At 73.3% G+C, this 26,611-nt stretch carries 27 protein-coding genes; 15 read left to right on the top strand and 12 right to left on the bottom strand.

The window, feature by feature from the left end:
• Positions 1–40: 40 nt before the first annotated feature.
• The 3 genes from JOF36_RS19800 to JOF36_RS19790 all read right to left on the bottom strand — a co-directional run bounded on the left by JOF36_RS19800 (position 41) and on the right by JOF36_RS19790 (position 2,766).
• Positions 41–778, bottom strand: coding sequence for a LuxR C-terminal-related transcriptional regulator (locus JOF36_RS19800; protein WP_307862478.1), 738 nt, complete (start codon positions 776–778; stop codon positions 41–43).
• Positions 779–1,054: 276 nt separating this feature from the next.
• Positions 1,055–1,729, bottom strand: a complete 675-nt coding sequence (locus JOF36_RS19795) for an SAM-dependent methyltransferase (RefSeq protein WP_210028989.1) — start codon at positions 1,727–1,729, stop codon at positions 1,055–1,057.
• A 23-nt stretch (positions 1,730–1,752) separates the two neighbouring features.
• Complete coding sequence (locus tag JOF36_RS19790; protein ID WP_245350907.1) at positions 1,753–2,766, bottom strand: NAD(P)/FAD-dependent oxidoreductase; 1,014 nt, start codon at positions 2,764–2,766, stop codon at positions 1,753–1,755.
• A gap of 67 nt (positions 2,767–2,833) precedes the next feature.
• Between JOF36_RS19790 and JOF36_RS19785 the strand changes: the two genes are divergently transcribed.
• Positions 2,834–3,418, top strand: coding sequence for a helix-turn-helix domain-containing protein (locus JOF36_RS19785; protein WP_210028971.1), 585 nt, complete (start codon positions 2,834–2,836; stop codon positions 3,416–3,418).
• A 20-nt stretch (positions 3,419–3,438) separates the two neighbouring features.
• On the opposite strand, the gene JOF36_RS19780 is transcribed toward JOF36_RS19785, so the two are convergent.
• On the bottom strand, positions 3,439–4,413 hold the full coding sequence (locus tag JOF36_RS19780; protein WP_245350906.1) for a 5'-3' exonuclease: 975 nt from the start codon (positions 4,411–4,413) through the stop codon (positions 3,439–3,441).
• A gap of 70 nt (positions 4,414–4,483) precedes the next feature.
• On the opposite strand from JOF36_RS19780, the gene JOF36_RS19775 reads away from it, so the two are divergent.
• From JOF36_RS19775 to JOF36_RS19750, 6 genes are all read left to right on the top strand, one after another.
• Positions 4,484–5,320 carry an ANTAR domain-containing protein gene (locus tag JOF36_RS19775; RefSeq protein WP_307862477.1) on the top strand — a complete coding sequence of 279 codons (837 nt, stop codon included), beginning with the start codon at positions 4,484–4,486 and terminating at the stop codon, positions 5,318–5,320.
• Positions 5,321–5,411: 91 nt separating this feature from the next.
• Positions 5,412–6,539, top strand: coding sequence for a M24 family metallopeptidase (locus tag JOF36_RS19770; protein WP_210028958.1), 1,128 nt, complete (start codon positions 5,412–5,414; stop codon positions 6,537–6,539).
• A 106-nt stretch (positions 6,540–6,645) separates the two neighbouring features.
• Positions 6,646–6,840, top strand: coding sequence for a PspC domain-containing protein (locus JOF36_RS19765; RefSeq protein WP_210035951.1), 195 nt, complete (start codon positions 6,646–6,648; stop codon positions 6,838–6,840).
• 245 nt (positions 6,841–7,085) lie between these two features.
• Positions 7,086–7,919, top strand: coding sequence for a PIG-L deacetylase family protein (locus JOF36_RS19760; RefSeq protein WP_210028956.1), 834 nt, complete (start codon positions 7,086–7,088; stop codon positions 7,917–7,919).
• A 56-nt stretch (positions 7,920–7,975) separates the two neighbouring features.
• Positions 7,976–9,670: an apolipoprotein N-acyltransferase gene (gene lnt / locus JOF36_RS19755; RefSeq protein WP_307862476.1), complete on the top strand. Its 1,695-nt coding sequence runs from the start codon at positions 7,976–7,978 to the stop codon at positions 9,668–9,670.
• Positions 9,663–10,436: a polyprenol monophosphomannose synthase gene (locus JOF36_RS19750; RefSeq protein ID WP_210028947.1), complete on the top strand. Its 774-nt coding sequence runs from the start codon at positions 9,663–9,665 to the stop codon at positions 10,434–10,436. Before lnt ends, JOF36_RS19750 begins: the two co-directional genes overlap by 8 nt.
• Here the strand turns inward: JOF36_RS19750 and JOF36_RS19745 are convergent, their stop codons facing one another.
• Positions 10,437–11,168 (bottom strand): dienelactone hydrolase family protein, encoded by a 732-nt coding sequence (locus tag JOF36_RS19745; protein WP_210028945.1) that lies wholly within the window; start codon positions 11,166–11,168, stop codon positions 10,437–10,439. It lies immediately after the preceding gene.
• Positions 11,169–11,320: 152 nt separating this feature from the next.
• On the opposite strand from JOF36_RS19745, the gene JOF36_RS19740 reads away from it, so the two are divergent.
• From JOF36_RS19740 to JOF36_RS19715, 6 genes are all read left to right on the top strand, one after another.
• Positions 11,321–11,902: a TetR/AcrR family transcriptional regulator gene (locus JOF36_RS19740; RefSeq protein ID WP_210028943.1), complete on the top strand. Its 582-nt coding sequence runs from the start codon at positions 11,321–11,323 to the stop codon at positions 11,900–11,902.
• Positions 11,899–13,116 (top strand): FAD-dependent monooxygenase, encoded by a 1,218-nt coding sequence (locus tag JOF36_RS19735; RefSeq protein ID WP_210028929.1) that lies wholly within the window; start codon positions 11,899–11,901, stop codon positions 13,114–13,116. The genes JOF36_RS19740 and JOF36_RS19735 overlap by 4 nt, the downstream gene beginning before the upstream one ends.
• A gap of 31 nt (positions 13,117–13,147) precedes the next feature.
• Positions 13,148–13,486 carry a YciI family protein gene (locus JOF36_RS19730; RefSeq protein ID WP_210028921.1) on the top strand — a complete coding sequence of 113 codons (339 nt, stop codon included), beginning with the start codon at positions 13,148–13,150 and terminating at the stop codon, positions 13,484–13,486.
• A complete protein-coding gene (locus JOF36_RS19725) occupies positions 13,483–14,700 on the top strand; it encodes an RNA polymerase sigma factor (protein ID WP_210035947.1) in 1,218 nt (405 codons plus the stop codon). Before JOF36_RS19730 ends, JOF36_RS19725 begins: the two co-directional genes overlap by 4 nt.
• A 118-nt stretch (positions 14,701–14,818) precedes the next feature.
• Positions 14,819–15,313: an SRPBCC family protein gene (locus JOF36_RS19720; protein WP_210028919.1), complete on the top strand. Its 495-nt coding sequence runs from the start codon at positions 14,819–14,821 to the stop codon at positions 15,311–15,313.
• Between the two features lie 28 nt (positions 15,314–15,341).
• Complete coding sequence (locus JOF36_RS19715) at positions 15,342–16,415, top strand: MFS transporter (protein ID WP_210028917.1); 1,074 nt, start codon at positions 15,342–15,344, stop codon at positions 16,413–16,415.
• Between the two features lie 3 nt (positions 16,416–16,418).
• On the opposite strand, the gene JOF36_RS19710 is transcribed toward JOF36_RS19715, so the two are convergent.
• A complete protein-coding gene (locus tag JOF36_RS19710) occupies positions 16,419–17,321 on the bottom strand; it encodes a LysR family transcriptional regulator (protein ID WP_210028915.1) in 903 nt (300 codons plus the stop codon).
• A gap of 292 nt (positions 17,322–17,613) precedes the next feature.
• Here JOF36_RS19710 and JOF36_RS19705 point away from each other — a divergent pair, with 292 nt between their 5' ends.
• Positions 17,614–18,192, top strand: a complete 579-nt coding sequence (locus tag JOF36_RS19705) for an anthrone oxygenase family protein (protein ID WP_210028913.1) — start codon at positions 17,614–17,616, stop codon at positions 18,190–18,192.
• Positions 18,193–18,300: 108 nt separating this feature from the next.
• On the opposite strand, the gene JOF36_RS19700 is transcribed toward JOF36_RS19705, so the two are convergent.
• The 6 genes from JOF36_RS19700 to ligD form a co-directional block, all read right to left on the bottom strand.
• Positions 18,301–19,425, bottom strand: a complete 1,125-nt coding sequence (locus JOF36_RS19700; RefSeq protein WP_307862475.1) for a calcium:cation antiporter — start codon at positions 19,423–19,425, stop codon at positions 18,301–18,303.
• Between the two features lie 250 nt (positions 19,426–19,675).
• Positions 19,676–21,433 (bottom strand): DUF885 domain-containing protein, encoded by a 1,758-nt coding sequence (locus tag JOF36_RS19695; RefSeq protein WP_210028909.1) that lies wholly within the window; start codon positions 21,431–21,433, stop codon positions 19,676–19,678.
• A gap of 138 nt (positions 21,434–21,571) precedes the next feature.
• The gene (locus JOF36_RS19690) at positions 21,572–21,913 is read right to left on the bottom strand and encodes an RNA polymerase-binding protein RbpA (protein WP_210028907.1); all 342 of its coding nucleotides are present in this window, start codon (positions 21,911–21,913) and stop codon (positions 21,572–21,574) included.
• 245 nt (positions 21,914–22,158) lie between these two features.
• Positions 22,159–23,475: an MFS transporter gene (locus JOF36_RS19685; RefSeq protein ID WP_307862474.1), complete on the bottom strand. Its 1,317-nt coding sequence runs from the start codon at positions 23,473–23,475 to the stop codon at positions 22,159–22,161.
• A 43-nt stretch (positions 23,476–23,518) separates the two neighbouring features.
• Positions 23,519–24,292: a glycerophosphodiester phosphodiesterase family protein gene (locus JOF36_RS19680; RefSeq protein ID WP_210028897.1), complete on the bottom strand. Its 774-nt coding sequence runs from the start codon at positions 24,290–24,292 to the stop codon at positions 23,519–23,521.
• Positions 24,293–24,297: 5 nt separating this feature from the next.
• A complete protein-coding gene (ligD, locus tag JOF36_RS40955; RefSeq protein ID WP_307862473.1) occupies positions 24,298–26,250 on the bottom strand; it encodes a non-homologous end-joining DNA ligase in 1,953 nt (650 codons plus the stop codon).
• On the opposite strand from ligD, the gene JOF36_RS19665 reads away from it, so the two are divergent.
• A complete protein-coding gene (locus JOF36_RS19665) occupies positions 26,137–26,532 on the top strand; it encodes a (2Fe-2S)-binding protein (protein ID WP_307862472.1) in 396 nt (131 codons plus the stop codon). The two genes, ligD and JOF36_RS19665, sit on opposite strands and share 114 nt — an antisense overlap.
• The last annotated feature ends 79 nt before the right edge of the window (positions 26,533–26,611 follow it).

The following is a 26,611-nucleotide window of genomic DNA, read 5'->3' as shown; positions in this document are numbered from 1 at the left end:
CCGGCTTTCCGGATGGCGCGGGCTTCCGGGCCCCGCGGGGTCAGCGCCCGGGGCGGGCGTACCGGCTGTAGAGGGCCACGGCCTCCAGCTGGGAGTTGACCCCCATCTTGGTGAGCACGGCCCGGATCTGGGTGCGCACGGTCGCCACGGAGACGACGTAGTGCGCGGCGATCGTCCGGGCGCGCTGGCCCGCGGCCAGCAGTTCGAGGACCTCGCGTTCCCGGGCGGTGAGGGCGGCCAGCGCGTCGTGCAGGTGGTGGTGGGCGCGTTGATGGCGCTCGTGCTGTTCGATCAGGTGCCGGCGCTGCGCCGGGGAGTTGACCGGACGACCGGTGAGGGCGCCGTGCACGGCGGTCAGCAGGGTGGCGAACGGGGCGTTCTTGGGTATGGCGCCGGCGGCTCCGGCGGACAGGGCGGCGCCGATCTCCTCCGGCGCGGTGTTGTCGGTCAGCGCCAGCACGTGCCGGCCCGCCGCCCGTAGCGGGCCGACCAGTGCGACACCGTCGATCCGGTGACCGGCGCCGTCGCGGCCGAGCTCGAGGTCGAGCAGCACCAGCCCGGCCCCGGAACGCATGGTGGCGGCGAGGATGTCGGGGGCCGAGCGGATCGGGTGGCACAGTGCGCGGTACCCGGCGGCGCGCAGGCTGCCGGCCAGTGAGGACGCCACCAGCTGGTGGTCGTCGACGATCCAGATCGTCGCGGTCGGCGACGGGTCGAGAACGGTGCCGGGGACAGCAGCGGACGGCGGGGGAGCTGACGGTGGCGGCGGAGCCGGCACCGTTGCCGGAGTACGGGACACGAACGGCCCCTTCCCACCGGGACCGATCGGCCGGCCCCGGCGCATCGAGGTGACAGGAGTCGATGCCCGCCGGGGTCTGGAGCGGTCCCTCTAGTAGGTACACAGCCGGATGCGGAGCCGTCGACCGCCGTTCGGTCCTAATCGGGGGTCGAGGTCGCCACAGGGGCGATCGCGGTGCCCCTGGGTGTTGCCGAGCACCTGGCCGGCGGTCCGCGCCTGCCCGAGCCACCGTCGCGGCGGTGTCGTGACCGGCGGCTACCCGCGCCGCCGCGCCGTGACGACCGTGTCGTACACGGTCACCTCGTGACCGTCCGGGTGGGTCGCCGGGTGCGGGCGGGCCTGCGCCACCACGACCTCCCAGTCCCGCTCGTCGAACGCGGCGGCCAGCTCCTGCTCGTCGGCGAACAGGTCGGGATCCTGCGGGCGCGGCATCGGCCCGTCGAGGTCACGTGGGTGGTGCCCGACCAGCAGCACCGTGCCGCCGGGGGCGACGGCGGCGGCCAGCCGGGCGTAGGCGGGTCGCCGGATCGCCGACGGCAGGTGCAGGTACTGCGCGCTGACCAGGTCGTAGGCCTGCTCGGCGGGGATGTCGTCGCGCAGGTCGCCGACCGCGAAGGTGATCCGGTCCGCCACCCCGGCCTGCTCGGCCGCGGCCCGGGCGCGCTCCACCGCGACCTGCGAGACGTCGGTCCCGTTGACCTGCCAGCCGCGCTCGGCCAACCAGATCGCGTCCGCGCCCTCGCCGCAGCCGGCGTCCAGCGCACGCCCGGGCGTGAGGTCGGCCGCCACGGTGACCAGCCATCGGTTCGGGCGGCCGCTCCACAGCCGGGTCTTCGTGGCGTAGTGGGTGTCCCAGAACCCGGCCGAGAACTGGTCGGCGGCCGGATCGGGCTGCGAGTGGTGGTGAGTGTGCTGGTGGTCGGTGCTCACGGGGTCCTCCTGAAGGTTCGAAGTCACGGAACGAGACCGTGGACGCGCTCGTCGGCGACCCGGTCGGCGCAGTCGCGCTCGGCGGCGGCGGAGAACGGTGTCGCGCGGTCCCGCACGGCCTGCTCGACGTCGGTGAACAGCAGGTCCCGGGTGATCGCCGCGGCGGCCGTCGCGCCGGCCGCGACGGCGGCCGGAACGGTCGCCATCGGGTCGGTGACGTTCCCGGCCGCGTACACCCCGGGCACCCCGGTCGCGCCCGCGGGATCGGCGGGCAGGTGATCGCCCAGCCCGGAGGCGTGCTCGACGGCCGCGAGCCCGAGGCCGTCGAGGAACCCGGCGCGCGCCCGGGCCCGCGGTGAGATCGCCAGCGCGTCGACCGGCACCACGGTCCCGGAGGCCAGCCGCATCCCGGTGAGCCGGTCGCCGCTGCCCTGCACCCCGAGCACCTCGCCGTCGACGACGGCGATCCCGCGGGCCGCGAACCCGGCCCACTGCTCGTCGTCGGGGTCCGGGCCGGTGTGCAGGAACAGCGTCACCTCGTCGCTCCAGCGGGTCGCGATGTGCGCCTTGACCAGGTCGTGCGGCCCGGTGGCGAGCACCCCGATCCGGGTGTCGCGGTGCTCCCAGGCGTGGCAGAACGGGCAGCCGAACACCGCACCGCCCCAGTACGCCTCCAGGCCGTCGACCGGCGGGAGCTCGTCGGTCAGGCCGGTGGTGACCAGCAGCCGGCGGCCGGTGACCCGGTCGCCGTCCCCGGTCGTCACCGCGAACCCGCCGCCGGGCAACGCGCGGGCGGCGACGGCGCGTACGTCGCGCACGGTGCCGCCGTAGCCGGTCACCTCGGCGCGCCCGATCCGGCCGATCTCGGCGGGCGGCAGGCCGTCGCGGGTGAGCCAGTTGTGCACGCCGGCGGCGGGGGCGTTGCGCGGGGTGCCGTCGTCGAGGACGAGGACCCGCCAGCGGGCCCGGGAGAGGTTCAGGGCGGCGGACAGTCCGGCGGCGCCGCCACCGATCACGATCACGTCGTAGGAAGTCATGACACGAGAATGAACGCTCATCACGAAGAATGGCAAACTCTGTTGCTGTAATGGCAAACTGGTCGGCATGGACGAGGAGATCGCGGACACCCTGGCCGGCGTCGGCCCCCGGCTGGCCGGGCTGCGCACCGCACGCGGCATGACCCTGGCCGACCTGTCCGAGGCGACCGGCATCTCGGTCAGCACGCTGTCCCGGCTGGAGTCCGGCGGCCGCAAACCCACCCTGGAGCTGCTGCTGCCGCTCGCCACCGCGCACCAGGTTCCCCTCGACGAGCTGGTCGCCGCACCACCGGTCGGGGACCCGCGGGTGCGGCTGCGACCGCGCCACACCCACGGCATGACGGTCGTGCCGCTGACCGAACGGCCCGGGGGGCTGCAGGCGTTCAAGATGCTGATCCCGTGGCGCGGCGACGATCCCGACCCGCGGGTGCACGAGGGCTACGAGTGGCTCTACGTCCTCGACGGGCGGCTGCGCCTCGTGCTGGGCGGGCACGACGTCGTGCTGGGCGCGGGGGAGGCCGCGGAGTTCGACACCCACGTCCCGCACTGGTTCGGCGGCGCCGACCGCGGGCGGTCGGTGGAGGTGCTGAGCCTGTTCGGGCCGCAGGGCGAGAAGATCCACACCCGGGCGGCGCCGCGCGACCGTGGGTGAGCGCCGGTGGGCTGCCGGCCTCAGGTCGTGGTGGACGCCAATGCCTTGCGCAGCCGGGCCACCGAGGACTCGAGGCCCCAGCGCTGCGCCAGCTCGTCGAGCCGCGCCGGGTCCGCCGGCGCGCCGGGCAGCGCCGTGTCGGGCAGGCTCAGCTCGACCGGCGCACCGGTCACCACCCGCACCACCGGCTCGACGACGTCGAGGTAGTCCTTCGCCGCCGCCAGCTTCGCCCGCACCCCGGCCACCAGCCGCGTGTCCCCCGTCGCGTCGACCGCGCCCAGCAGCTCGGCCCAGGAGCCGAACCGGCCGACCAGCGTCGCCGCCGTCTTCGCGCCCACGCCGGGGACGCCCGGCAGCCCGTCCGAGGGGTCGCCGCGCAGCATCGCCATCTCCGCGTACGCCGCCCCGGCCCGGTCGCGCGGCACCCCGTACTTCGCCGCGACCTCGTCCGGGCCGAGGAACTCGGCCCTGTTCAGCCCACGTCCGATGTAGAGCAGGCGGACCGGCGGGCCCGGCTCGTCGCGCACGATCTGCATCAGGTCCCGGTCCCCGGAGACGGCCAGCACCGGGTCGGTGCCCTCCTGGGCGGCCAGCGTGCCGATGACGTCGTCGGCCTCGTGGCCGTGGGCGCCGCCGGTGCAGATCCCGGCCGCGGCGAGGACCTCCATGATCACCGGGACCTGGGGTGCCAGGGTGTCGGGGACCTCCTCCGGGACACCGGCCGGAACCTCGTCGGCCGCCTGCCCGGCCACCACCCGGTGCGCCTTGTACGACGGCAGCGCCGCCACCCGGAACGCCGGCCGCCAGTCCAGGTCCAGGCACGCCACCAGCCGCGCCGGGCGGTGCTCGGTCACCAGCCGGGAGATCATGTCGGTGAAGCCGCGGACCGCGTTCACCGGTGTGCCGTCGGGTGCGGTGATGCTCTCCGGGACCCCGAAGTAGGCGCGGAAGTACATGCTCGCGGAGTCGAGCAGCATCAGCGGGCGGTCGCTCATGGTCGCAGAGTCTGGCATCCGCGGCGGCGGCGGCGAGCCGCACCGGCGCCCGGGTGTGCATCATGAGCCGGTGGAGCACAGTGGGACGGCCCGGCCCGGTCGTGGCGAGCAGGCGTGGGCCGAGGAGCGCGCGCGGTTCGTCCGGGCCGGGGACGGTCCGGGGTACGCCGAGGGCGGCCTGGGCGACGCCGGGCCGCTCGCCCGCGAGTTCGCGGAGCTGACCACCGCGCTGCTGGCCTCCGGCTCCGTCGCCGACATCCTCGCGCGGGTCGCCGCCGCGGCGCGCCGGGTCGTCCCGGCCGCGGACCTCGTGAGCGTCACCCTGCGCGACGTCGACGGCCGCTTCCACACGCCGATCGAGACCGGCCCGGCCGCGTCCGACATCGACGAGGCCCAGTACCGCAGTGGCCGCGGGCCGTGCGTCGAGTCCGCCCGCGCCGACGGACCGGCCCTCGCCGTCGCCGACGACCTGCGCAGCGACGGGCGCTGGCCGGAGTTCGCCGAGGCCGCCACCCGGTTCGGGTACCGCTCCGTGCTGGCCACCGCACTGCTCCCGGACGCGCAGCCGCCCCGGCTGTCCGGCGCGCTCAACGTCTACGCCCGTCCCGCGACCGCGTTCGTCCCCGCCGACCGGGACCGGATGCTGCTGCTCGCCACCCATGCGTCCCTGGCCCTGGCGGTCTGCGGCGCGGTGTCGATGGCCGGGCTCCAGGAGACGCAGCTGCGGCAGGCGATCGCCTCCCGGGACGTGATCGGGCAGGCCAAGGGGATCCTGATGACCCGCCGCGGCCTGACCGCCGACCAGGCGTTCGAGGTGCTGCGCCGCACCTCCCAGGACCTCAACGTCAAGGTCGTCGACCTCGCGGGCACCGTCACCGCCGACCCCACCACGCTCGACACGCCGTGACGTGCGCCCGGCCGACCGGCCGCCGACGCCGTGGCGCGGGCCGCGCCGGGTCGCGGGCGCACACCCCCTGTGCCCGCCTACGCTGCGGACCATGACCGACGCCGTCCCCACCGAGCTGCTCGCCGACCGGCTGCGCCGGGCAGGTGAGCACGCCGCCGAGCAGGGCACCGACGTGCTCTTCCTGACCCCGGGCACCGACCTGCGCTACCTGACCGGTTTCGACGGGTCCTCCCACGAGCGGCTGACCTGCCTGATCGTCCCGGCGGCCGGGCACCGCGCCCCGCCCGCGCTGGTCGTCCCGTCGCTGGAGGCACCCGGCTTCGCGAACGTCCCGCTGGAGGCCCTCGGCATCGACCTCGTCACCTGGACCGACGGCGAGGACCCGTACCTGCTGGTCAGCGACCTGGCCGGCGGCCCGACCCGGATGTCGGTGGACGACGACATGGCGGCCCGCCACGTGCTCGGCCTGCGCGCCGCATTCCCGGAGGTCCCGCAGGCACTGGCCGGTTCCGTGCTGCGCGAGCTGCGGATGCGCAAGGACGCCGGCGAGATCGCCGCACTCCGCGCCGCCGGCGCGGCCATCGACCGGGTGCACGCCCGGATGGGCGAGTGGCTGCAGCCGGGCCGTACCGAGGCCGAGGTCGCCGCCGACGTCACCGCCGCGATCCTCGCCGAGGGCCACACCGAGGCCGCGTTCGTCATCGTCGGCTCGGGCCCGAACGGCGCCAGCCCACACCACGACGTGTCGGACCGGGTGATCGAGGCCGGCGACGTGGTCGTCATCGACATCGGCGGCCCGCTGCCGGGCGGCTACAACTCCGACTGCACCCGCACCTACGCGGTCGGCGGCGAGCCTGACCCGCAGGTGAAGGCGACCTACGCGGTGCTGCAGGAGGCCCAGGAGCGTGCGGTGGGCGCGGTGAAGCCGGGCGTGACCGCGTCCGAGATCGACCGCGCCGCCCGCGAGCACATCGCCGCCGCCGGGCACGGCGAGCACTTCATCCACCGGACCGGGCACGGCATCGGGCTCGACGTGCACGAGGAGCCCTACATCGTCGGCGGGAACGAGCTCGTGCTGGAGGAGGGCATGGCGTTCTCCATCGAACCCGGCATCTACCAGTCGGGGAAGTGGGGGGCGCGGATCGAGGACATCGTCGTCGTCACCGCGGGCGGCGTGGAGCGGCTCAACACCAACCCGCGTGAGCTGACCGTGCTGTGAGGGCAAACCCGGAGGCGGTTCCGGGGTGTTCCCCGAGCGGAACCGCCTCCGCTCCTGCCAGGCTGTGAGGTGTACGTACCGAACGTCCGAAGGAGCCACGGTGAACATGCCGCAGTCCCGCAGTCTCGTCCGCCCGCGCAACGGGAAGGTGATCGCGGGGGTGTGCGCCGGCCTCGCCGACCGGTTCGGGCTGGGACGCAACACGGTCCGCCTGCTGTTCGTGCTGTCCTGCCTGCTCCCCGGCCCGCAGTTCGTGATCTACATCGTGCTGTGGATCATCATGCCCAAGACGGACTACTGATTCGTGTGGCCGTTGTCGCAGGGGCCCGGCGTGGCCCCGCGACGGCGGCCCTGCCATGATGTGCCGCGTGATCGCCCCGACGACCGCCGCCGCGCGCGCCGAGCTGCGCGCCGCCGCGTGTTGCTGTCGTCCGGGTCCGTACCCGCGCGGCTGACGCTCTCCGCTTCCGCGTCCCGGGTACCGACCCGTCTCCGGTCCCCGTCGAACCGGCCCCCGCTGGCCCCGCACGCGAAGCGATCACCCAGGTGCACAATTCCGATCTGCACAATTCCGATCTGCCAGGCTCCGATCTGTCCGGCGAGACCGTGCTCGCCCTGCACGCCCACCCCGACGACGAGTCGATCTTCACCGGCCTGACCCTGCGCCGCCTGGCCGACGCCGGCGCCCGCGTCGTACTGGTCATGGCCACCGGCGGCGACCTCGGCGGCTCCCGGGTACCGCTGGCACCGGGGGAGGACATCACCGACCGGCGCCGCCGCGAGCTCGAGGACGCCGCCGCGCTGCTCGGCGTCTCCCGCCTCGTGCTGCTCGGTCATCGCGACTCCGGCCTGCCCGGTGGCCCCGGCACCCGGCACCCGCGGGCGCTGGCCGGGGCCGATCCCGTCCTGCTCGGGCGCCGGATCGCCGAGCTGGTCGACGCCGAGGGTGCGGGCACCGTCATCCACGACGACGACGCCGGCATCTACGGCCATCCCGACCACCGCGCCGCGCACGCCGCCGGCGCCGTGGCCGTCGCCCTCACCGGTGCCGACGGCTACCGGATGACCGTCGACCGCGAGCACCTCGCGCTCTCGGCCCGCGACGGGCACCTCGTGCACGGCGCCGCCCGCGCCGCCGGCGTCGGGTTCGGCCGGGTCACCGTGGAGATCGCCGTCGCCGTGCGCGGGACCGACGCGGACCTGAGCACCAAGCGGGAGGCGATGCTCGCGCACAGCAGCCAGATCGACCCGGCCACGGTGCCCGCCGAGACGTTCGCCGCGGCCTACGGCTACGAGTGGTTCCTGCGCGGCGGCGTCGCGCAGCCCCCCGGCGTCCTCGACGCCCTCGGCAACGCCCACCTCCTCGCCGGCGCCCGCTGACCGCGGCTGCGAGGCGATCACCGGGGGCTCACGGTGCCCGTCGTAGGCTCGCGGGCGTGGCCTCCTCGCTCGTTCCCCCGGCCGGCGCAGCGGTGACCGGTGACGGTGCGCCGAGCCGGTCGCGGCGGTGGCTCGACTCCGGCGTCGCGGCGGGTGTGGCCCTGCTCGGCGGGGTCCTGCTCTACCTGTCGTTCCCGCCCCGCGACGGCCTGTGGTGGCTGGTCCTGCCGGCGTTCGCCCTGCTCGGGCTGGTGCTGCGCGACGCCCGCCCGGGCCGCGGGTTCCTCGCCGGGTTCGCGTTCGGGCTCGGGTTCCTGCTGCCGCTGCTGGTGTGGGTCGGTTCGCTGGTGCAGACGCTGCCCTGGGTGGCGCTGTCGGTGTTCGAGTCGCTGTTCTTCGGCCTGACCGGTGCGCTGATCGCGCTGGTGTCGCGGGTACCCGGTCGGCTCGGAGCGCTCTGGCCGGTGTGGGCGGCGGCGCTGTGGATCGGTGGGGAGCTGCTGCGTGGCAGCGTCCCGTTCGGCGGGTTCCCGTGGGGCCGGGTCGGGTTCGGCCAGCCCGAGTCGCCGCTGCTGCCGGTCGCCGCGATCGGCGGGGTGCCGCTGCTGGGCTTCGTCACCGTCCTGGCGGGCCTCGCGGTCGCCGAGCTCCTGCGCCGTCTGGTGCGCCGCGGGACCGCTGCGCGGGCCGCCCCCGGCGAGCCGGACACCGCACCGGGATGGGCGCGTGCTGTCGCGGTCCCGCTCGTGCTGCTGGTACTCGTCGCCGTGGCCGGGCCGCTGGCGTCGCTGGTCCCGCCCACCCCCGGCGAGCAGGCCCGCACCGTCACCGTGGCCGCGATCCAGGGCAACGTCCCCCGGCTCGGCCTCGACTTCAACTCCCAGCGCCGCGCCGTGCTCGACAACCACGCCCGCGAGACCGAGAACCTCGCCGCCGAGGTCGCGGCCGGCAACAGACCACAGCCCGATCTCGTGATCTGGCCGGAGAACTCCTCGGACATCGACCCGCTGCGCAACCCCGACGCCGCCGCCCGGATCGACGCCGCGGCCCGCGCGATCCGCGCCCCGATCATGGTCGGTGCGGTGCTGGTCAACCCGGACCGGACCACCAGCAACGCCGCGCTGGTCTGGGAGGCCGGCACCGGCGTCGTCGACCGGCAGGACAAGCGCCGCATCCAGCCGTTCGGCGAGTACATGCCGTGGCGGTCGTTCTTCCGGCTCTTCTCCGAGTATGTCGATCGCGCCGGGTTCTTCGTCCCCGGTGGCGGGGACGGCCTGGTCGATCTCGCCGGGGTGCCGACCGCGGTCGCGATCTGCTGGGAGATCGCCTTCGACGACGCCTTCGGTGACGCCGTCGCGGCGGGTGCCCAGCTGCTCGCCGTCCCGAGCAACAACGCCACGTTCGGCCTCACCGAGATGACCTACCAGCAGATGGCGATGTCCCGGGTCCGCGCGGTGGAGTTCGACCGCCCGGTCGTCGTCGTGACCACCAGCGGGGTGTCCGGGATGATCACCCCCGACGGCACCGTCACCGACCGGACCGGTCAGTTCGTCCCCGGCGTCCTGGTCGATCGCGTCGACCTCCGCACGACGACTACGCTGTCCGCACGCCTGCGCTCCGGGCCGGAGTGGACCCTGACGATCGTCGGTCTGCTCGCAGCCGGACTCGCCTTCGCGGCGGCGCGTCGGGAGCGTGGTGAGGCAGGGTCGCCGCGGCGGCGTGTACGGGCGGGGAAGGACGAGAATGGCTGAACCACCGGGCCCGGTGCTGGTCGTCGTGCCGACCTACGAGGAGCGGGAGAACCTCGGCCCCGCGGTGGCGCGGCTGCACGCCTCGGTCCCGGACGCGGACGTCCTCGTCGTCGACGACGCGAGCCCGGACGGCACCGGTGAGCTGGCCGACGAGCTGGCCGCCGCCGACGACCGGGTGCGGGTGCTGCACCGGGTGGGCAAGGCCGGTCTCGGTGCTGCCTACCTCGACGGCTTCCGGCACGCGCTGACCGGTGAGCACCAGGTCGTGGTCGAGATGGACGCCGACGGCTCGCACGCCCCCGAGGACCTCCCGGCCCTGCTGACCGCGCTGGAGGACGCCGACGTCGTCCTCGGCTCCCGTTACGTGCCCGGCGGCCGGGTCGTGGACTGGCCGTGGCACCGCGAGATGCTCTCCCGCGGCGGGAACCTGTACTCCCGCCTCGCCCTCGGCGTCCCGATCCGCGACATCACCGGCGGGTACCGGGTGTACCGCCGCGCCGTGCTCGAGCAGCTGAAGCTCGACAACGTCGCCTCGCAGGGCTACTGCTTCCAGGTCGACATGGCCTGGCGCGCCGTGCAGGCGGGCTTCCGGGTGCACGAGGTGCCGATCACCTTCACCGAGCGGGAGCGCGGCGCCTCGAAGATGAACGGCGCGATCGTCGCCGAGGCCCTGTGGCGGGTGACCTGCTGGGGCGTGTCGCACCGCTTCGGCCGCGACATCCCCCAGCACCCGACCGGCCCGGTCACCGAGGACGCCCACCCCTGATCACCTCAGGTGCCGGGCGAAGAACCGGTTCCCGGCGTCCCCCTCGAACTGCGGGACGCCGGTGTGGCCGCCCATGTTGGCGTGCAGCGTCTTCTCCCTGCTGCCGAAGGCGTCGAACAGGTCCAGGGCCATCTGCCGGTCGTTTCCCTCGTCGTCCCACTGCAGCAGGACCTGCAACGGAACGGTGACCTGCCGCGCCTCCTCGAACAGGGTGCGCGGCACGAAGCTCCCGGCGAACAGGAGGGCGGCCGCGATGCGCGGCTCGACCACCGCCAGCCGGATGCCGATGCCGATCACTCCTCCGGCGTACCCGACGGGGCCGCCGATCCCGGGCAGTGCGAGGAGGGCGTCCAGGGTGGCCCGCCATTCCGGGACCGCTCGGTCGACCAGCGGGAGCACGAGCCGGTCGATGATCTCGTCGTCGACCGGCTCGCCGGCCTCCAGCGCCCGGCGCAGATCGGCGCGGGCCTGCTCGGCGGCGGCGGAACGGGGCCGATCACCGCTCCAAGGCAGCTCGATGGTGGCTGCGGCGAAGCCCTCCGCCGCGCAGGAGCGGGCCCTGGCGACCAGGCGGGGGTACATCGCGGGCAGCCCGCCGGGATGGCCGAGCAGGATCAGCGGGGCCGGTGCGGAGGCGGATCCGGGCGTCCACAGGATTCCGGGGATCTCGCCGAGGGTGAACGCGCGTTCTCCGACGCCGTCGTCGATGCGCCGTTCCGACGTGAATCGCATGGTCGTGCCTGTGCCACCTCCTCGATCTCACGCACGGCTGCCGGAAAGGTAGCCGCGGTCGACCTGGTCCGCCCACGGGTTTTCGCGCAGCGTACGCAGGCGTACGCTAGATTTGGGCAATCGCCCAGGGCGAGTGACCGAGGGGTTCGCGGATGACGTCTGCGCAGCGAGGACACGAGGTACGGCAGCGTCTTCTCGACGCCGCCGCGGAGCTGATCGCCGAGCGGGGATGGGCGGCGGTGAGCACCCGCGCCGTCGCGGAACGGGCCGGGGTGGCGCCCGGGCTGGTGCACTACCACTTCACGTCCGTGCAGGAACTGCTGTCCCGGGCCGCGATCGCGGTGATGCACCGGGTGACCGTCGAGACGGGCCCGCTGCTGGCCGGGGCCGGTGATCCGGGCGAGCTCGCGGAGGCGCTGGTCGCCTCGCTCGGCGCCTACTCCGGGACCGACCCGGTGTCGGTGCTGTTCGTCGAGACGTATCTCGCGGCGACCCGCGACCCCGAGCTGCGCGCCGGTGTCGCGGAGGTGATCGCGCAGTTCCGCAGCGGCCTGGCCATCAGGCTCGCCGAGCTCGGGCTCGCGGATCCCGAGAGCACGGCGGCCGTGCTGTGCGCGGCGATCGACGGCCTGGTGCTCCAGCAGGCGCTCGATCCGACGCTCTCGGCGGCCGCGGTACGCCCGGTCATCCGCCGGACGCTGGTGACGACCGAACGACAGGAGGACGGACCATGAGGGCAGTGATCTGCGGAGCCGGCATCGCCGGGCTGGCGCTGGCGAACCGGCTGTGCACGGCGGGGTGGGACGTCGTGGTGCTGGAACGCTCGCCGGGACCGCGCACCCAAGGATACATGATCGACTTCTTCGGCACCGGGTACGACGCGGCGGAGGCGATGGGGATCGCGCCGCGGCTGCACGAGCTCGGCTACCACGTGCACGAAGCGGCGTTCGTCGGCGCGGACGGCCGTCCCCGGGGCCGGCTGGGCTACGACCGGTTCGCCGACGTCGTCGGCGGCAGGCTGCTCAGCATCATGCGTCCCGACCTCGAGCTGGCCCTGCGCGAGAGCCTGCCGGCGGAGGTCCGCATCCGGTACGGGACCGGCCCGGTACGGATCGACGACACCGGCACCGACGGCGTCCGGGTGACGCTGCGCGACGGCGAGACCCTGACCGCGGACCTGCTGGTCGGGGCGGACGGCATCCACTCCGCGGTGCGGGCGATGGTCTTCGGCCCGGAACGGGACTACCTGCGCCACCTGGGCTTCCACACCGCGGCGTTCAGCTTCACCGATCCCGCGCTGCACGCTCGCGTGCGGGACCGGTTCCACCTCACGGACACGATCGACCGACAGCTGGGCCTCTACGGGTTGCGCGACGACCGGGTCGCGGTGTTCGCCGTCCACCGCACCGACGACCCCGCCCTGCCGCAGGACCCGGTGGCGGCGTTGCGAGCTGAGTACGGCTCGTTGGGCTGGGTCGTGCCCGACGCGCTGGCGCAGTGCCCGCCCGCGGAGCAGTTGTACTACGACCAGGTCGCGCAGGTCGTGATGCCGTCCTGGCACCGCGGACGGGTGGTCCTGGTCGGTGACGCCTGCTACGCGGTGTCGCTGCTCGCCGGGCAGGGCGCGTCGCTCGGCGTCGCGGGCGCGTTCGTGCTCGCCGACCAGCTGCACCGTGCACCGACCGTCGCCTCCGCACTGGCCGGGTACGAGCGCCTGTGGCGCCCCGTGGCCGAGGAGAAGCAGCAGGTGGCCCGCCGCGCCGTGCGCTGGTTCCTGCCGCGCGGGCCGGTCGACCTGTGGGTCCGGCGAGGAATGCTCGGCTTGTCCCGCGTGCCCGGCCTGAACCGGGTGATCGGCGGCGCGCTGGCCGGGAAGACCTCGACGGTCGTCACCGAACTGCGCCGCCAGCAGAACAGTCCCACCGGCACGGCCGCCCGGCGTGGGTAGTCCTTCCGCTGGATCGGGCCATAATCCTGGGATGAAGTACGTGCTGCTGATCTGCGACGACGAGCGGGTCTCGTCGACGACCGAGGAGCTCGCTGCGGACCCGGCGTATCAGGCGTACGAGGCGGGCCTGGAGCGGCGTGGTGGCGTCGTTCTCGGCGGGGCGCGGCTGCGTCCCGTGGCGGATGCGACGACGGTCCGGGTCCGCGACGGCGAGACGCTGGTCTCCGATGGCCCGTTCGCGGAGACGAAGGATTTCGTCGGCGGTATCGACATCATCGAGTGCGCCGATCTGGACGAGGCGATCGCGATCGCGGCGGGCCATCCCTACGCGGGCTGGGGGTGCGTCGAGGTTCGGCCGGTGTGGGAATGACCGCGCCGGACGCGGTGCGTGCCGCAGTCGATGCGGCGTATCGCGACGAGTGGGGTCAGGTGGTCGCGACCCTGATCGGGCTGACCGGGGACTGGGATCTGGCGGAGGACTGTGCACAGGACGCGTTCGCCGCGGCGCTGGTGACGTGGGTGCGTGACGGCGTGCCGCCTCGTCCAGGAGCATGGCTCACGACGACGGCACGCCATCGCGCGACCGACCGCCTGCGTCGTGACACGGCAGGGGCGGCGAAGTTGCGGCAGCTCGCCGTGCTGGCTCGGGACCCGGTGGAGTCGACGGTCGAGGCGATTCCCGACGAGCGGTTGCGGCTGATCTTCACGTGCTGTCATCCCGCGCTGCCCTTTCCCGCCCGGGTCGCCCTCACGTTGCGCACGCTGACGGGGCTGAGCACCGCCGAGATCGCCAAGGCGTTCCTGACGGCCGAATCGACGATGGCGCAGCGCCTGGTGCGCGCCAAGCGCAAGATCGTCGAGGCCGGTATCCCGTACCGGGTCCCACCTGCGGAGCTGCTGCCGCAACGGCTGCCCGCGGTCCTCGGGGTGCTCTACCTGATCTTCAATGAGGGCTACGACGAGCAGGACGGCCGCCGGGCCCTGACGGCCGAGGGCATCCACCTCGCCCGGGTGCTGGTCCGGCTGATGCCCGCCGAGCCCGAGGCGCGCGGCCTGTTGTCGTTGATGCTGTTGCTCGAGGCCCGCCGTGCGAGACGCACCGACGGCCGCGTGCTGGTCACGCTGGAGAAACAGGACCGCTCCCGGTGGAACCATGCGCTGATCGCCGAAGGTGTCGAGACGCTGGACCAGGCGTTGGCCGTGCGGCGCGCCGGGCCGTACCAGGTGCAGGCGGCGATCGCCGCCTGCCACGCCACCGCCCCCGACGCAGCCGGCACCGACTGGGCGCAGATCGCGATCCTCTACGGCGAGCTGGCGCGGTTGGCGCCATCGCCGGTGGTGGACCTCAACCGCGCCGTGGCGGTGGCGATGGCCGACGGCATCCCCGCAGGACTCGCCCTGGTCGAGGAGCTCGCCGAATCGGGCGCGCTCGAGGGGTACTACCTACTGCCCGCGACCCGGGCCGATCTGCTGCGCCGGGCCTGCCGTCTCCCCGAAGCCGCCGCGGCGTACGACGAGGCGCTGCGGCTGGCCCCGACCGACGCCGAACGTCGCTACCTGACCGGTCGCCTGCGCGAACTCTGACCACACGGCACGGTGCCGTCGTCGAGGCGACCGTGAAGAAGTTCCCGGGTCGATGTCGATTCCGAACGGCCTCCTTCGTAGGTGGGGTGAGTTCCCACGAGTGAAGGAGACGAGAACGATGTCGCACACCGACCACCTGACCGCCACGATGTCGGTCGACCGGACGCCGGACGAGGTCTTCGCAGCCATCACCGACGTGCGCGGATGGTGGAGCCAGAACATCATCGGCGACACCGCCGCCCTGCACGACGAGTTCGTCTTCACCGACGACAGCAGCTTCCCGGGAGAGACGGCCCGGGCGAAGACCGGCATCCGCTACGCCCGGTTCCGGCTCACCGAGGTCGTGCCCGGCGCGCGGATGGTCTGGCACGTCGTGGACGCCGATCTCACCTTCGTCGACGACCGCAACGAGTGGACCGACACCACCGTCGTCTTCGACATCACACCGACCACGGACGGCACCACCCTGCGCTTCGTGCACGAGGGCCTGAGCGCGGCGGGATCCGAGTGCTTCGAGGCCTGCTCGGCCGGCTGGACCTTCTACATCACCACCAGCCTGCCGCAGCTGATCATCAGCGGCACCGGCCGGCCCATCCCGGAATACAGCGCCTGACCCGCTCCGGCTCCGAAGGGAGGCGACCATGTCCACCGCCCTGGACACCCGCGACACCGAGGACGGCCCCGCCGCGCCGGGCCCCCGCACCGGCCTCGTGCTGACCCTGTTGTTCCTCGCGACGTTCACGCTCGTCACCCTCGTGGTGTTCCTCGTGGCGACCCTGCTCCCACTCCTGATCGAGAACCTTGTGCTGTTCTTCCTCACCCGCGCGATCGCCGGCGCCGCAGGGGGACTGTTCATCGCCGCCGCCCTGATCACGGCGACCGCGATCGTCCCCGCCGACCGCACCGGGCGGGCGCTGTCCGCGGTCATCTCCGGCTTCATGGTGGCCACCGGGCTCGGGGTCCCGCTCGGGACCCTCGTCGGACAGGCCCTCGGCTGGCGCGGCGCGTTCGCCGCCGTGCTCGTGCTCGCACTGCCCCTCACGGCTGCCATCGCCGTCGCGGTCCCGGCCGTGCCCGGAACCGGTGGGGCCGTCGCCGGTCAGGCCCGGTACGCCTTCGCCCCCCGGGTGCTCGCGATGCTCGGTCTGATGATCCTCGTGTTCACCGCGATCAGTTCCGCGTTCACCTACATCGTGCCGTTCCTCCGCGACGTCACCGGCGTGTCCGGTCCGGCGGTCAGCGTGTTCCTGCTGGCCTATGGCGCCGCGACCGCGGTCGGATCGTCGGCCGGCGGACGGTTCGCCGACCGCGCCGCCGCCCGCACCGTCACCAGCGCCACGATCGGACTGGCCGCGGGCCTGGTCGCCCTGTATCTGGTCGGCGCGAGCGCACCGCTGGTGGCGGTGGCCCTGCTGATCTGGGGCGCGTTCGCGTTCGGCATGGTCCCCGCCCTGCAGTACCGGATCGTCGAGCTCGCCGGCCCCGGCGGCGACCTCGCCGCTTCCCTGCCCGCCTCCGCCGCCAACGCCGGCATCGCGCTCGGAGCGGTCGCCGGCGGAGCGGTCCTCGGCGCGTTCGGCACCCCCGCCGCGGTACTCACCGCGGTGACGATCGCCGTCCTCGCCATCCCGGCCGCCCTGGCGACCAGCCGGCTGCGACCACCGGACCCACCGTCTACCGCCACCTCGGCGGGACGCGCCTCCACGAAGCCCTGACGATCAGTGCCGCGTCGTGGCCACAGCGGCGGCGGCCCGGTCGAAGGCCCGGATCGTGGCGGTCTCGGCAGCGGACAGCCAGTGGAAGCGCCGTCGGTAGAGCGGGGCGTCGTGAATGGGCACGTAGGCGACGTCGGGGCGGACGTAGTAGCTCGTGAACTGGGTGGACACCGGATAGGTGCCCAGGCCGGCGCCGACGAGGGCGAGCATCTCCTGGGTGGTGTCGAAGGAGCGCCCTCGTTCGACGGGCCGGCCGTCGGGGGTGTGCGAGGGGAGGAGCGCTCGGTCCCAGTGGTCGGCGATCGCCGGTGGTGTGCGGAGGACAGTGGTGCGGGCGAGGTCGGCGAACGCCACCGACGGTCGACCGGCGAACGGGTGCCGGGCCGAGACGGCCAGCAGCTGGTTCTCCTGGTCCAGCACGCTTCCGGAGGTGAGGTCCGCCTGACGGGCGACGTGGTCGGGCACGGTGGCGAGCACCATGTCGATCTCGCCGCCGCGGAGCGGAGTGAATCCGTTGCCGAACTGGATCTCGTAGGACCGGAGCTCGCAGTCGGGGCGCTCGGTGCGGAAGGTCTCTGCCACCTCGAGGACGAACTGGCCGGAGGCGGCACCGATGAACCCGACCCGCAGTGACTCGCGGATGCCGCGGGCAGCGGCCCTCGCCCGGTCGATGGCGTCGTAGATCTGCTGGTAGGCGGGTCGCAGCTCGTCGTCGAGGCGGCGACCGATCGGGGTGGGCTCCACGCGGCGGCTGGTGCGCTCGAACAGGGGCGCGCCGATCCGCCGCTCCAGTTTCTTGATCGTCTGACTGACGCGGGCCGTGGACACGTGCAGCCGCTCGGCGGCCCGGCCGAAGTGCAGTTCGTCGGCGAGGGTCAGGAAGATCTCGATGTCGCGCTGCTCCATCGTCGCTCCACCGCCCACCCGGGCTGTTCGTGAACCTGGTGGTTAACGATGGTTGCGCACTCCGGCGTTGTTCACCAGCCCGGTCGCGCCGATCCTAGGCAGGGCCAGCAGAGGAGCCCGGCACGTCGAGGACCGCCATGACCGAGATCGCCGTGTTCGAGATCGCCGTGTTCGAGACCGCACGGCACCGACCGACACTCGTCCCGGGCAGGACCGGCAGGACCGGCAGGACCGGCAGGACCGGCAGGACCGGCGTCCGGATCCTGGTCCAGCCCGGCCCCGGTAGCCCGCGATGAGCCGGCGATCCTGGCAGGCCGCGACCCTGCTGGCTGCGATCGTCACGATGGGACTCACGGCGGGCTTCTTCTTCGCCTGGGATGTCTCGGTGATGCCAGGTCTGACCCGCCTCGATGACCGCGCGTTCGTCGGCGCGTTCCAGGTCCTCGACCGGGCGATCATGACCAGCCCACTGTTCATGCTCGCCTTCGTCGGTGCGTTGGCGGTCACCGGCGTCGCCGCGGTCCTCTACCTGCGTGCCGACGACCGCGCGCCGCTGCCCTGGGTCGTGCTGGCGTTCGGCCTCTACCTGGCGACCGTCGCCATCACGATGGCGGTCCACGAGCCGCTCAACCAGGTGCTCCGGACCGCGGGCGACCCCGACCACATCGCCGACCTGGCCGCCGTGCGCGAGACCTTCCAGGAGACCCGCTGGAGCAGCTGGAACATCGTCCGCACCGTCGCCACCACCGCCGCCTTCGGCTGCCTGGCCCGTGCCCTCGTCCTGCACGGACGGGTCACCGGCGACCCGGCCGGCCGGAGAAGCCGTTCGACTTCAGCAGTTCCCCGCCCACCGTCAGGAGCGACTCCATGACCGAGGACACGCACTCCGCAGGCCGACGCCTGGCCGAGGCCGCTGCGACGACAGTGACCGCGTTCGGTCGCCGCGGGCAGCCGGGCTCAGGTGGCGTCATCGGCAGGCTCAGGAGAACACGGCGATGCCGTAGGCGGCGAAGACCACGAGATGGGCTGCGCCGTGGATGGCAGTCACCCGCTGGGCCGCGAACGTCGCCACCGACAGCAGCAACGTGACGCCCAGGAGCAGCAGGTTGGCCGGGGACTCGCCGAGCACGACGGTCTGTCCTGTGAGCAGGCCGATGATGAGCACGGCGGGGATGGTCAGGCCGACCGTGGAGACCAGAGCGCCGTGACAGAGGTTGCTGACGCGTTGGATCTCGCCCTGCAGCGCGGCGCGCACCGAGGTGATCGACTCGGGCAGGAAGACGATCATGGCGATCAGGATGCCGGCGAGTGCGACCGGTGCCCCGAGGCGCCCGAGCCCGTCGTCGAGCAGCGTGGCCATGTCATGGGAGGGCAGCACGATGGGCAGGACCGTCGCTACCAGCAAGGCGACCCGCAACGACACCTCGGTGCGGTGCTCGGCGATGATCTGGCGAACGTTCGGGCCTGTCGTCGCGGACTCGGTGTTGCCGTGGGAGGCCTCGCCGGGGGTCACGCGGGGGTCGATCTCCCGGAAGTCCTCGGCCTGTGTGCCCATCTGCCGGAAGAGGAAGAAGGCGTACAGGGCGAGCGTCAGTACGACGATGGGGATCTCCTGCGCCGGGGTGTAGGCGCCGTCGCGACCGATCAGGCCGGGCAGGGCGAAGGCGAGCGAGGAGAGCACGACGAGCAGGGCGAAGTAGGCGGACACCCCGGTGCGGTTGTGGGCGAGGTCGCCGTGCTTGATCCCTCCGACGAGGAGCGCGAGGCCGATCACCGCGTTGAGGATGATCATCGATACGGCCATGACCGAGTCGCGGGCGATGGTGGCGTGCTCGCCGGGGCCCAGCATGACGGCGGAAATGAGGATCACCTCGATCAGCACGATCGAGAGTGTCAGGACCAGCGAGCCGTAGGGGTCTCCGAGTCGCTGCGCCAGGTGTTCGGCCTCATGGACCACCCCGAACGCGAGGATCAGGATGACGCCGATCATGAGCGCCAGGGCGACGATGAGCAGCAGTGCCGGGACCGGCGGTTCCAGCAGGGGCCCGGCAGCCATCACCGCGACGAAAGCGCCCCAGCCCAGGACGAGGCGCCCGATGGCCACGGGCGTGAGGATCGATCGCGAGATGGCGGACATTGCGGGCAATTGTCACTCACGTGGCGCGAGGTACCCGCAGGAGAACACGGTCGCGACTGCGGCAGCCGGGCTGCGTACCCGGCCCATGAGCCGGAGCCGGATGGGGTGGATGCCGCCGTCAACCGGTCAGCTGAGGCCCGTCGGGTGATCACCCGTTCAGTGCGGATCGGTGCCAGGGTTGGCACCGATCCGCACCGAACGGATGATCCCCCTCTCGTCAGCGGCTCACGTTCCGCTCCCGGACGCCGGGGCCCGGCAGCTCGGCCAGCTCCGGGACCAGGTCGTCGAGACCGAGCGTCCCCTGGGCGAGCGCGGCGGCGTGCCAGGCGGCCAGGTCGAAGGTCTCCCCGCGGGCCCGGTGCGCGTCGCGGGCCCGCTCCCGGCCGGTGAGCCACGCCCGCTCGCCCAGCTTGTAACCGATCGCCTGCCCCGGCCCGCCGAGGTAGCGCAGCAGCTCCGAGTCGGCCAGGGCGTCGCCCCCGCCGACGTGCATCCCGAAGAACTCCCGGCCCAGCTCCGGGGTCCACACCTGCCCGGCTCCGACGGGTGAGTCGTCCGGGACCGGCAGCGACAGGTGCATGCCCAGGTCGATCACCACCCGGACCGCGCGCAGCATCTGCCCGTTGAGGTACCCGAGCCGCGAACCGGGGTCGGTGTGGTGACCGAGCTCGTCCATCAACAGCTCGGCGTAGAGCGCCCAGCCCTCGACGTCCGCGCTCACCGCCCCCACCAGCGACGTCTGGAACGTCGAGAGCTCCCGCGACCGCAGCGCCCACGAGGCCAGCTGCAGGTGATGCCCCGGGACGCCCTCGTGGTACCAGGTGCTGATCAGGTCCCACATCGGGTAGCGGTCGTCCGGGGTGGCGGGCAGCCAGGTGCGCCCGGGACGGGAGAAGTCCAACGTCGGCGGGGTGTAGTAGGGCGCGGCGGCACTCCCGGCGGGCGCGAGCCGGGACTCGACCTCGCGGATCCGCCCGGACAGGTCGAAGTGCGTGCCGTGCAGCTCCGCGATCGTGTCGTCCATGATCTTCTGCAGGTGCTCGCGGGCCGCCTCGCCGCCCACCACGACGCCGGTCGTCCCGCCGTCGGTGTCCAGGAACGTCATGGCCTCGCGGACCGTCGCGCCGGGAACGATGCGGCCCGCCTCGACGGCCATCTCGTCGCGCAGCCGCCGGAACTCCGACCAGCCCCACGCGTAGACCTCGCCGGGATCGATGTCGGCGCCGTTCCAGTACCGGGAGGCGATCCGGTAGCGGTCGGCCCCGACCCCGTCCGGGGTGCCCTCGGCCGCCGGCAGGTAGTCCGCGCGCAACCAGGCGCCGAGCTCGGCGAGTGCCCCGGCCGCAGCGGACGCGCCCCGGTCGAGGTCGGCCCGGACCGGAGCCCCGACCTCGGCGGGCGCGGCGAAGGCGGCGAACCAGCCGCGGCCACCGGCGTCGCCGAGCCACGAGTCGATCTGCTCGGCCACCCGGACGACCTGGCGCGGCGCGGCCAGCAGGCCCTGCCGGCGACCCTCGGTCAGCGACGCCCGGTACTGCTCGAGCGCCTGCGGCACCCGCGCCATCCGCGCGGCGACGGTCGCCCAGCCTGCTTCGTCCTCGACCGGCATGAGGGTGAACGCGGTGCGGATCGTGGCGAGCGGGCCGAACAGTTCCTGCACCGTCCGCAGCGGCTCACCCGCCTCCACATGATCGATCTGGGCGCCGAGCCGCTCGGTGAGCAGCCGCGCGCAGCGCCGCTCGTCGGGGTGGCCGGGCTCGGGCAGGGCGGCGAGGCGCCCCAGGGTGTCCCGGGCGACCGCGACGACGGCGGCGGTCCCGTCGGGGGAGAGGTCGGGCAGCTCGTCCTGCCGCTCGGTGAACCCGAGGTCACCGGCGACGATCGGGTCGAGCTCGGCGAGCCGGCGGACGTGGTCGTCGGCGAGGTCGCGCACGGAACGGTCGGGATCGGGGCGGGTCTGGTCGTCGTCGCTCATCGCGCGCCATCATGCCCCTCGCCACGACACGCCCCTCGCCAACGACATGCCTGTCGACGCGACATGCCTGTCGACGCGAAGAAGCCCGGACCCCTCGAAAGGGACCCGGGCTCCGTCGTGTTCCGAGCTCAGGCGAACTCAGGCGATCTCGGCACGCCGCTCACGCAGCATCTCGAGCCGCTCGTTGAGCAGCTCCTCGAGCTCGGCGATCGAACGCCGCTCGAGCAGCATGTCCCAGTGCGTGCGCGGAGGCTTCTGCTTCTTCTGCTCCGGCGCGGCCCCGTCGACCCGTCGGCCGACACCACCCTGCGGCGACTCCCAGGTCGCCGGGGCTTCTGCGTCATTCGCGAACGGCACCTCGAACTCGTAGCCGGACTCGGACACATAACGGACCATCTGCCGCGGCGCCAGGTCGTGATTGCGGTCGGTCTCGTAGCTGACAGCTCCGAGCCGGCTTCCACGCAGAACGCGGTCGGCCATGCGTCGTCACCCTCCTTGCTCCTCTGTCGAGGCGGCGACACCTCGACGGTTACGTCGCCGCCACCGGGTGTAACGTTCGTGGCGCTACGATATTCCGGTGGCGGGGCAGGGAGTTCCCTGGTTCTTACCCAGGAGTAACCCGCTCTGCGCCCGATGCGCCAGTGTTCCCTATTGCGGCCCGTTACACACGCTGATGTGACGTGTCAGCCATGTGTGACCCTACTCACCGTCAAGTTGCCGGGAGTTCACCCCGGCGACTGCGGCCGGGCACGTTCCGGGCCCCGGACCGGGAGCAGGGCCAGCAGCCCGGCGAGCAGCACCACCACGATGCCGACCGTCCCTGCACGGTCCGAGCCGAACAGATAGGTGAACAGCCCGATCAGCGTCGGGGCCAGGAACGACACCGCGCGCCCGGTGGTGGCGTAGAGCCCGAAGAGCTGGCCCTCGTGCCCGACGGGGCACAGCCGCAGCAGGTAGGACCGCGAGGACGCCTGCGCCGGCCCGACGAACAGGCCCAGGATCAACCCGAAGATCCAGAACATCGTCGGGCCCGACACCAGCAGCAGCACCACCCCGACGACGGTCAGCCCGGCCAGCGACCACACGACGACGACCTTGGGCCCGACCCGGTCGTCGAGCCGGCCCCCGGCCAGCGCCCCCAGCGCGGCGACCACGTTGATCGCGGCACCGAAGATCAGCACCTGGCCGGGTTCGAGCCCGTAGACGGTCACCGCCAGCACACCGCCGAAGGCGAAGATCGCGTTCAGCCCGTCCCGGTAGAGCGCGCTGGCCCCCAGGAACCAGACGGTGTGCGGGCTCGCCCGGTACAGCGCCACCAGATCCGCCACGAGCTTGCGGTACGCCCCGGCGACACCGAGCCGCGGCGCACCGGGCGCGACCGGCCGCGTCTCCGGGAGCACGAGGAACATCGGGACGGCGAAGACCGCGAACCAGATCGCGGCCACCAGCACCGAGATCCGCACGTCGAAGCCACCGTCGGTGGACACGCCGAACAGGCCGCCCCCACCGGACAGGAACCCGGCGTAGACGCCGAGAAGCAGCACGATCCCGCCGATGTAGCCCAGCGCCCAGCCGAACCCGGACACCCGCCCGACCGTCGCCGGCGTCGACACCTGGGCCAGCAACGCGTAGTAGGAGACGGCCGCCAGCTCGATGAAGATCGACGCGAACCCGAGCAGCAGCAGGCCGGCCCACAGGTAGGTCCAGTCGTCGCGGACCCAGAACATGCCGATCATGCAGAGCACGACCAGCGCCGTCCAGACGCCGGTGGCACGCAGCCGCCGCCCCGAACGGTCCGCGCTCTGCCCGATCACCGGGGCCATCAGCGCGACCAGCAGCCCGGCCGCTGCCGTCGACCAGGCCAGCCAGCTGTTCGCCGAGACGTCACCGGGCAGGTGCGCCCCGACGGCGTCGGTCAGGTACACCGAGAACACGAAGGTCAGGGCGATGTGCTGGAAACCCGCCGAGCCCCAGTCCCACAGGCCCCAGGCCCACACGCGGGATCGGCGGGGCCCGGCCTCGGGGAGGAGCGCTGCGGTCACCGGGCGAGCGTATCGGCGCGCACCGACGGCGCCCTCGGTGTGATCACGCAGAGCCGGCGCGCTCGCCGAGCACCTGCAGCAACAGGTCCGGACGGTCCGAGAGCAGCCCGTCGACGCCGAGGTCGAGCATCCGGTGCATCCGGGCCGGCTCGTCGACGGTCCAGACGTGCACCTCCCGGCCGGACGCGTGTGCGGCGTCGACGAACCGCCGGTCGGAGGCGACCGGTATCCGCCCGAAGGCGGGCGGGACCTGGGCGAAGTCGCCGGTCAACCGGGGCAGGAACCGCTGCGGCGCGCCCCAGGCACGGGCCCTCAGCACGGCGACCGCGTTCTGCCCCATCGAGGTGCACAGCTTCGCGCCGGCGGCCAGCCGGGCGGCGATGAGGCGCCGGTCGTGGAACGAGCCCAGGCACACCCGGTCCCAGGCGCCGGCCTCGTCGAGCACGGCGAGGGTGGGGGCGACGACGGCGTCGGACTTCAGCTCGATCGTGATCCGCACACCGGGCAGCGCGGCGAGCACGTCGGCCAGGCGCGGCAGCGGCTCCCGATCCCGCACCCGTACGGAGTCCAGCTCCGCGGCGCGCAGCCCGTCGATGGGGCCGGTCCGGTCGGTCGTGCGGTCCAGGACCGGGTCGTGGTGCACGAACGGGACGCCGTCGGCGCTCGCGTGCACGTCCATCTCGACATAGCGCAGGCCGTGGTCGGCGGCGGCGACGAACGCGGCGATCGTGTTCTCACATCCGCTCAGCTCGCCGAGGTGCCAGCCGCGGTGGGCGTAGGCGCGCGGGTAGGGGCCGTCGAGGTAGGGGTGCGGCACACCGGTCAGCCTGGCACCTCGAAGATCGCGCCACCACGCGGCAGCCGGAAACCCTCGGTGTCGAGCAGGGGTCGCATCAGGTCGCCGTGACGCTCCAGCCGGGCGGGCAGATCCTCGTGGGTGAACACGAGGTCCTCGGCCTCCCGGCAGGCCGCCACCTCGTCCCAGGTCACCGGGGTCGCGACGGTCGGGCGTTCCCGGCCGCGCAACGAGTACGACGCGATCGTCGTCTTCGCGGTGTTGTTCTGGCTCCAGTCGACGAACACCTTCCCGCGCCGGCGGGCCCGGGTCATCACCGCGATCGTCTCGCGCGGGTGCTCCGCGGCGAGCCGCTCGGCGACCTCGCGGGCGAACTCCGAGGTGCGCTCCAGTTCGGTGACCCGCACCGGCAGGTAGAGCTGCATGCCCTTGCCGCCGGAGGTCGACGGGTACACCGCCAGCCCGTGCTCCTCGAGCAGCGCGCGCAGCCGCAGCGCCACGCGGCAGCAGTCGACGATCGTCGCCCCCTCGCCCGGGTCCAGGTCGAACACCACCCGGTCCGGCGGATGGCGGCCGTCGCGCGGACCCAGGCGCCACTGTGGAACGTGCAGCTCCAAGGCCGCCAGGTTCGCCGCCCACGCCAGTCCCTCGGCATCGCCGATCACCGCGAAGTCGGCGGACTCCGAGCGGCCACCGGGCGTCCCGACCCGGGCGGTGCGCAACCAGGCCGGCGCGTGCCGGGAGACGTTCTTCTCGAAGAACGACGACGACTCCACCCCGTCCGGCCAGCGCTTCAGCGTGGCCGGACGGCCCTCGATGTGCGGCAGCATCGCCTCGGCGACGGCCAGGTAGTGGCCGAGGACGTCGGCCTTCGTCGTCCCGGTCGCCGGGTAGAGCACCTTGTCCGGGTTCGACAGCGACGCCCGGCCGTGACCTGTGCGCGGCGCCGCAGGCCGGGTTGATCCCTGTCCTGCTCTGCTCACCCGTACCTCCCGCCAGTCGTCCGACGGGCTACCCGGTTGCGGGTACGCCGACCCCTCCCGGACGGCGACGACTCCCGGCAGCCCCTGCGCACGGACGGCGGCTAGCAGCTGTTCGCCCGCGTTCGGGTAGAGCGGGACGACGCGGCGCTGCGGTCCGTCGATCCGGAGGTCCTCGAGCAGCGCGCGGCGCTCGTCGAGGGGGAGTGGCCGGGCGTCGCGGCCTGCGGTGTGCAGGACGTCGGCGATCCAGAGCTCGCCGCCGCCGGTCAGCTCGGCGTCGAGCAGGTGCCCGCCGGCGCCGAGCGCGGGACCGAGCTCCCGCAGCGGGCCGGGGGTCGGGATCGGCTCACCGGGGACGCCGTCGTCGCCGGCCGGACAGAGCGTGAGCCGCCCGCCGTCGCTGCGCACGAGCACCCGCCGCCCGCCGAACACCGGACGGACCCGCCAATCGTCGCCGGACGGCAGCCGCTTCGCCGGGGTGGCGACGGCCAGCGCGGCGTCGCGGGGGAGCGGCGCCCCGGACGGTGCCGAGGTGGCGGGCTGTTCGCGGGTGCGGCGCAGCAGCCAGCGGTCCTGACGCTCACCCGGGCGGTGCAGGAGCACGAACCGTCCCCGCGCCCGCTCGCCGTGCAGCACGAACGCGACCTCGCGGTCGTTCCACTTCTCGGTGTCGTAGCGCCCCGAGTCCCACACGGACATGCGCCCGCCGCCGTACTCGCCGCGCGGGATCTCGCCGTGGAAGTCCAGGTACTCGAGGGGATGGTCCTCGGTGCGCACGGCCATCCGGACCGTCTCGGAGTCCTCGGGAAGCCCCTTCGGAACCGCCCAGGAGGCCAGCACACCGTCACGTTCCAGGCGCAGGTCCCAGTGCAGTGCCGTCGCGTGGTGTTCCTGGACGACGAACCGGTCGTTGCCGCCGGAGGTCGGCTCGCTCTCGGGTACGGGCTCCGGGGTGCGCCGCCGGTCGCGCTTGCGGCGGTACTCCTCCAAGGGCACGGGACGAGCCTAGCCATCAAGGTCTTGTGGGGCAGGGGAGCGGATGTCAGGATAGGGTTGCCTATCAACAAGCAAGGGGGAGCTGTGTTCGCGTGCATCTGTGCAGCTGTCACTGAGACCGAAGTGCGTGCCTGCGTCAGCGACGGCGCCCGTTGCGTGGACTCGATCGGTGACGCCTGCGGCGCCGGCACCGGATGCGGGAGCTGCCACGGGCGGCTCGAGACGCTCCTGACCGCTGCTTTCGCCGGCGAGCAGATCAGCCGGCTGCCCACCTCCGCCTGATCCGAGGCTCGCCCAACTCAGGTGAGCCTGTACGACCGTGAGTCGGTCCTGGCGCCTGCCTCCGATGTGGTCTGGCCTA

Source organism: Pseudonocardia parietis (assembly GCF_017876315.1).
Taxonomy (GTDB): domain Bacteria; phylum Actinomycetota; class Actinomycetes; order Mycobacteriales; family Pseudonocardiaceae; genus Pseudonocardia; species Pseudonocardia parietis.
The sequence above is the reverse complement of the archived record's forward strand: the minus strand, read 5'-3'. Positions and strand labels throughout refer to the sequence as shown.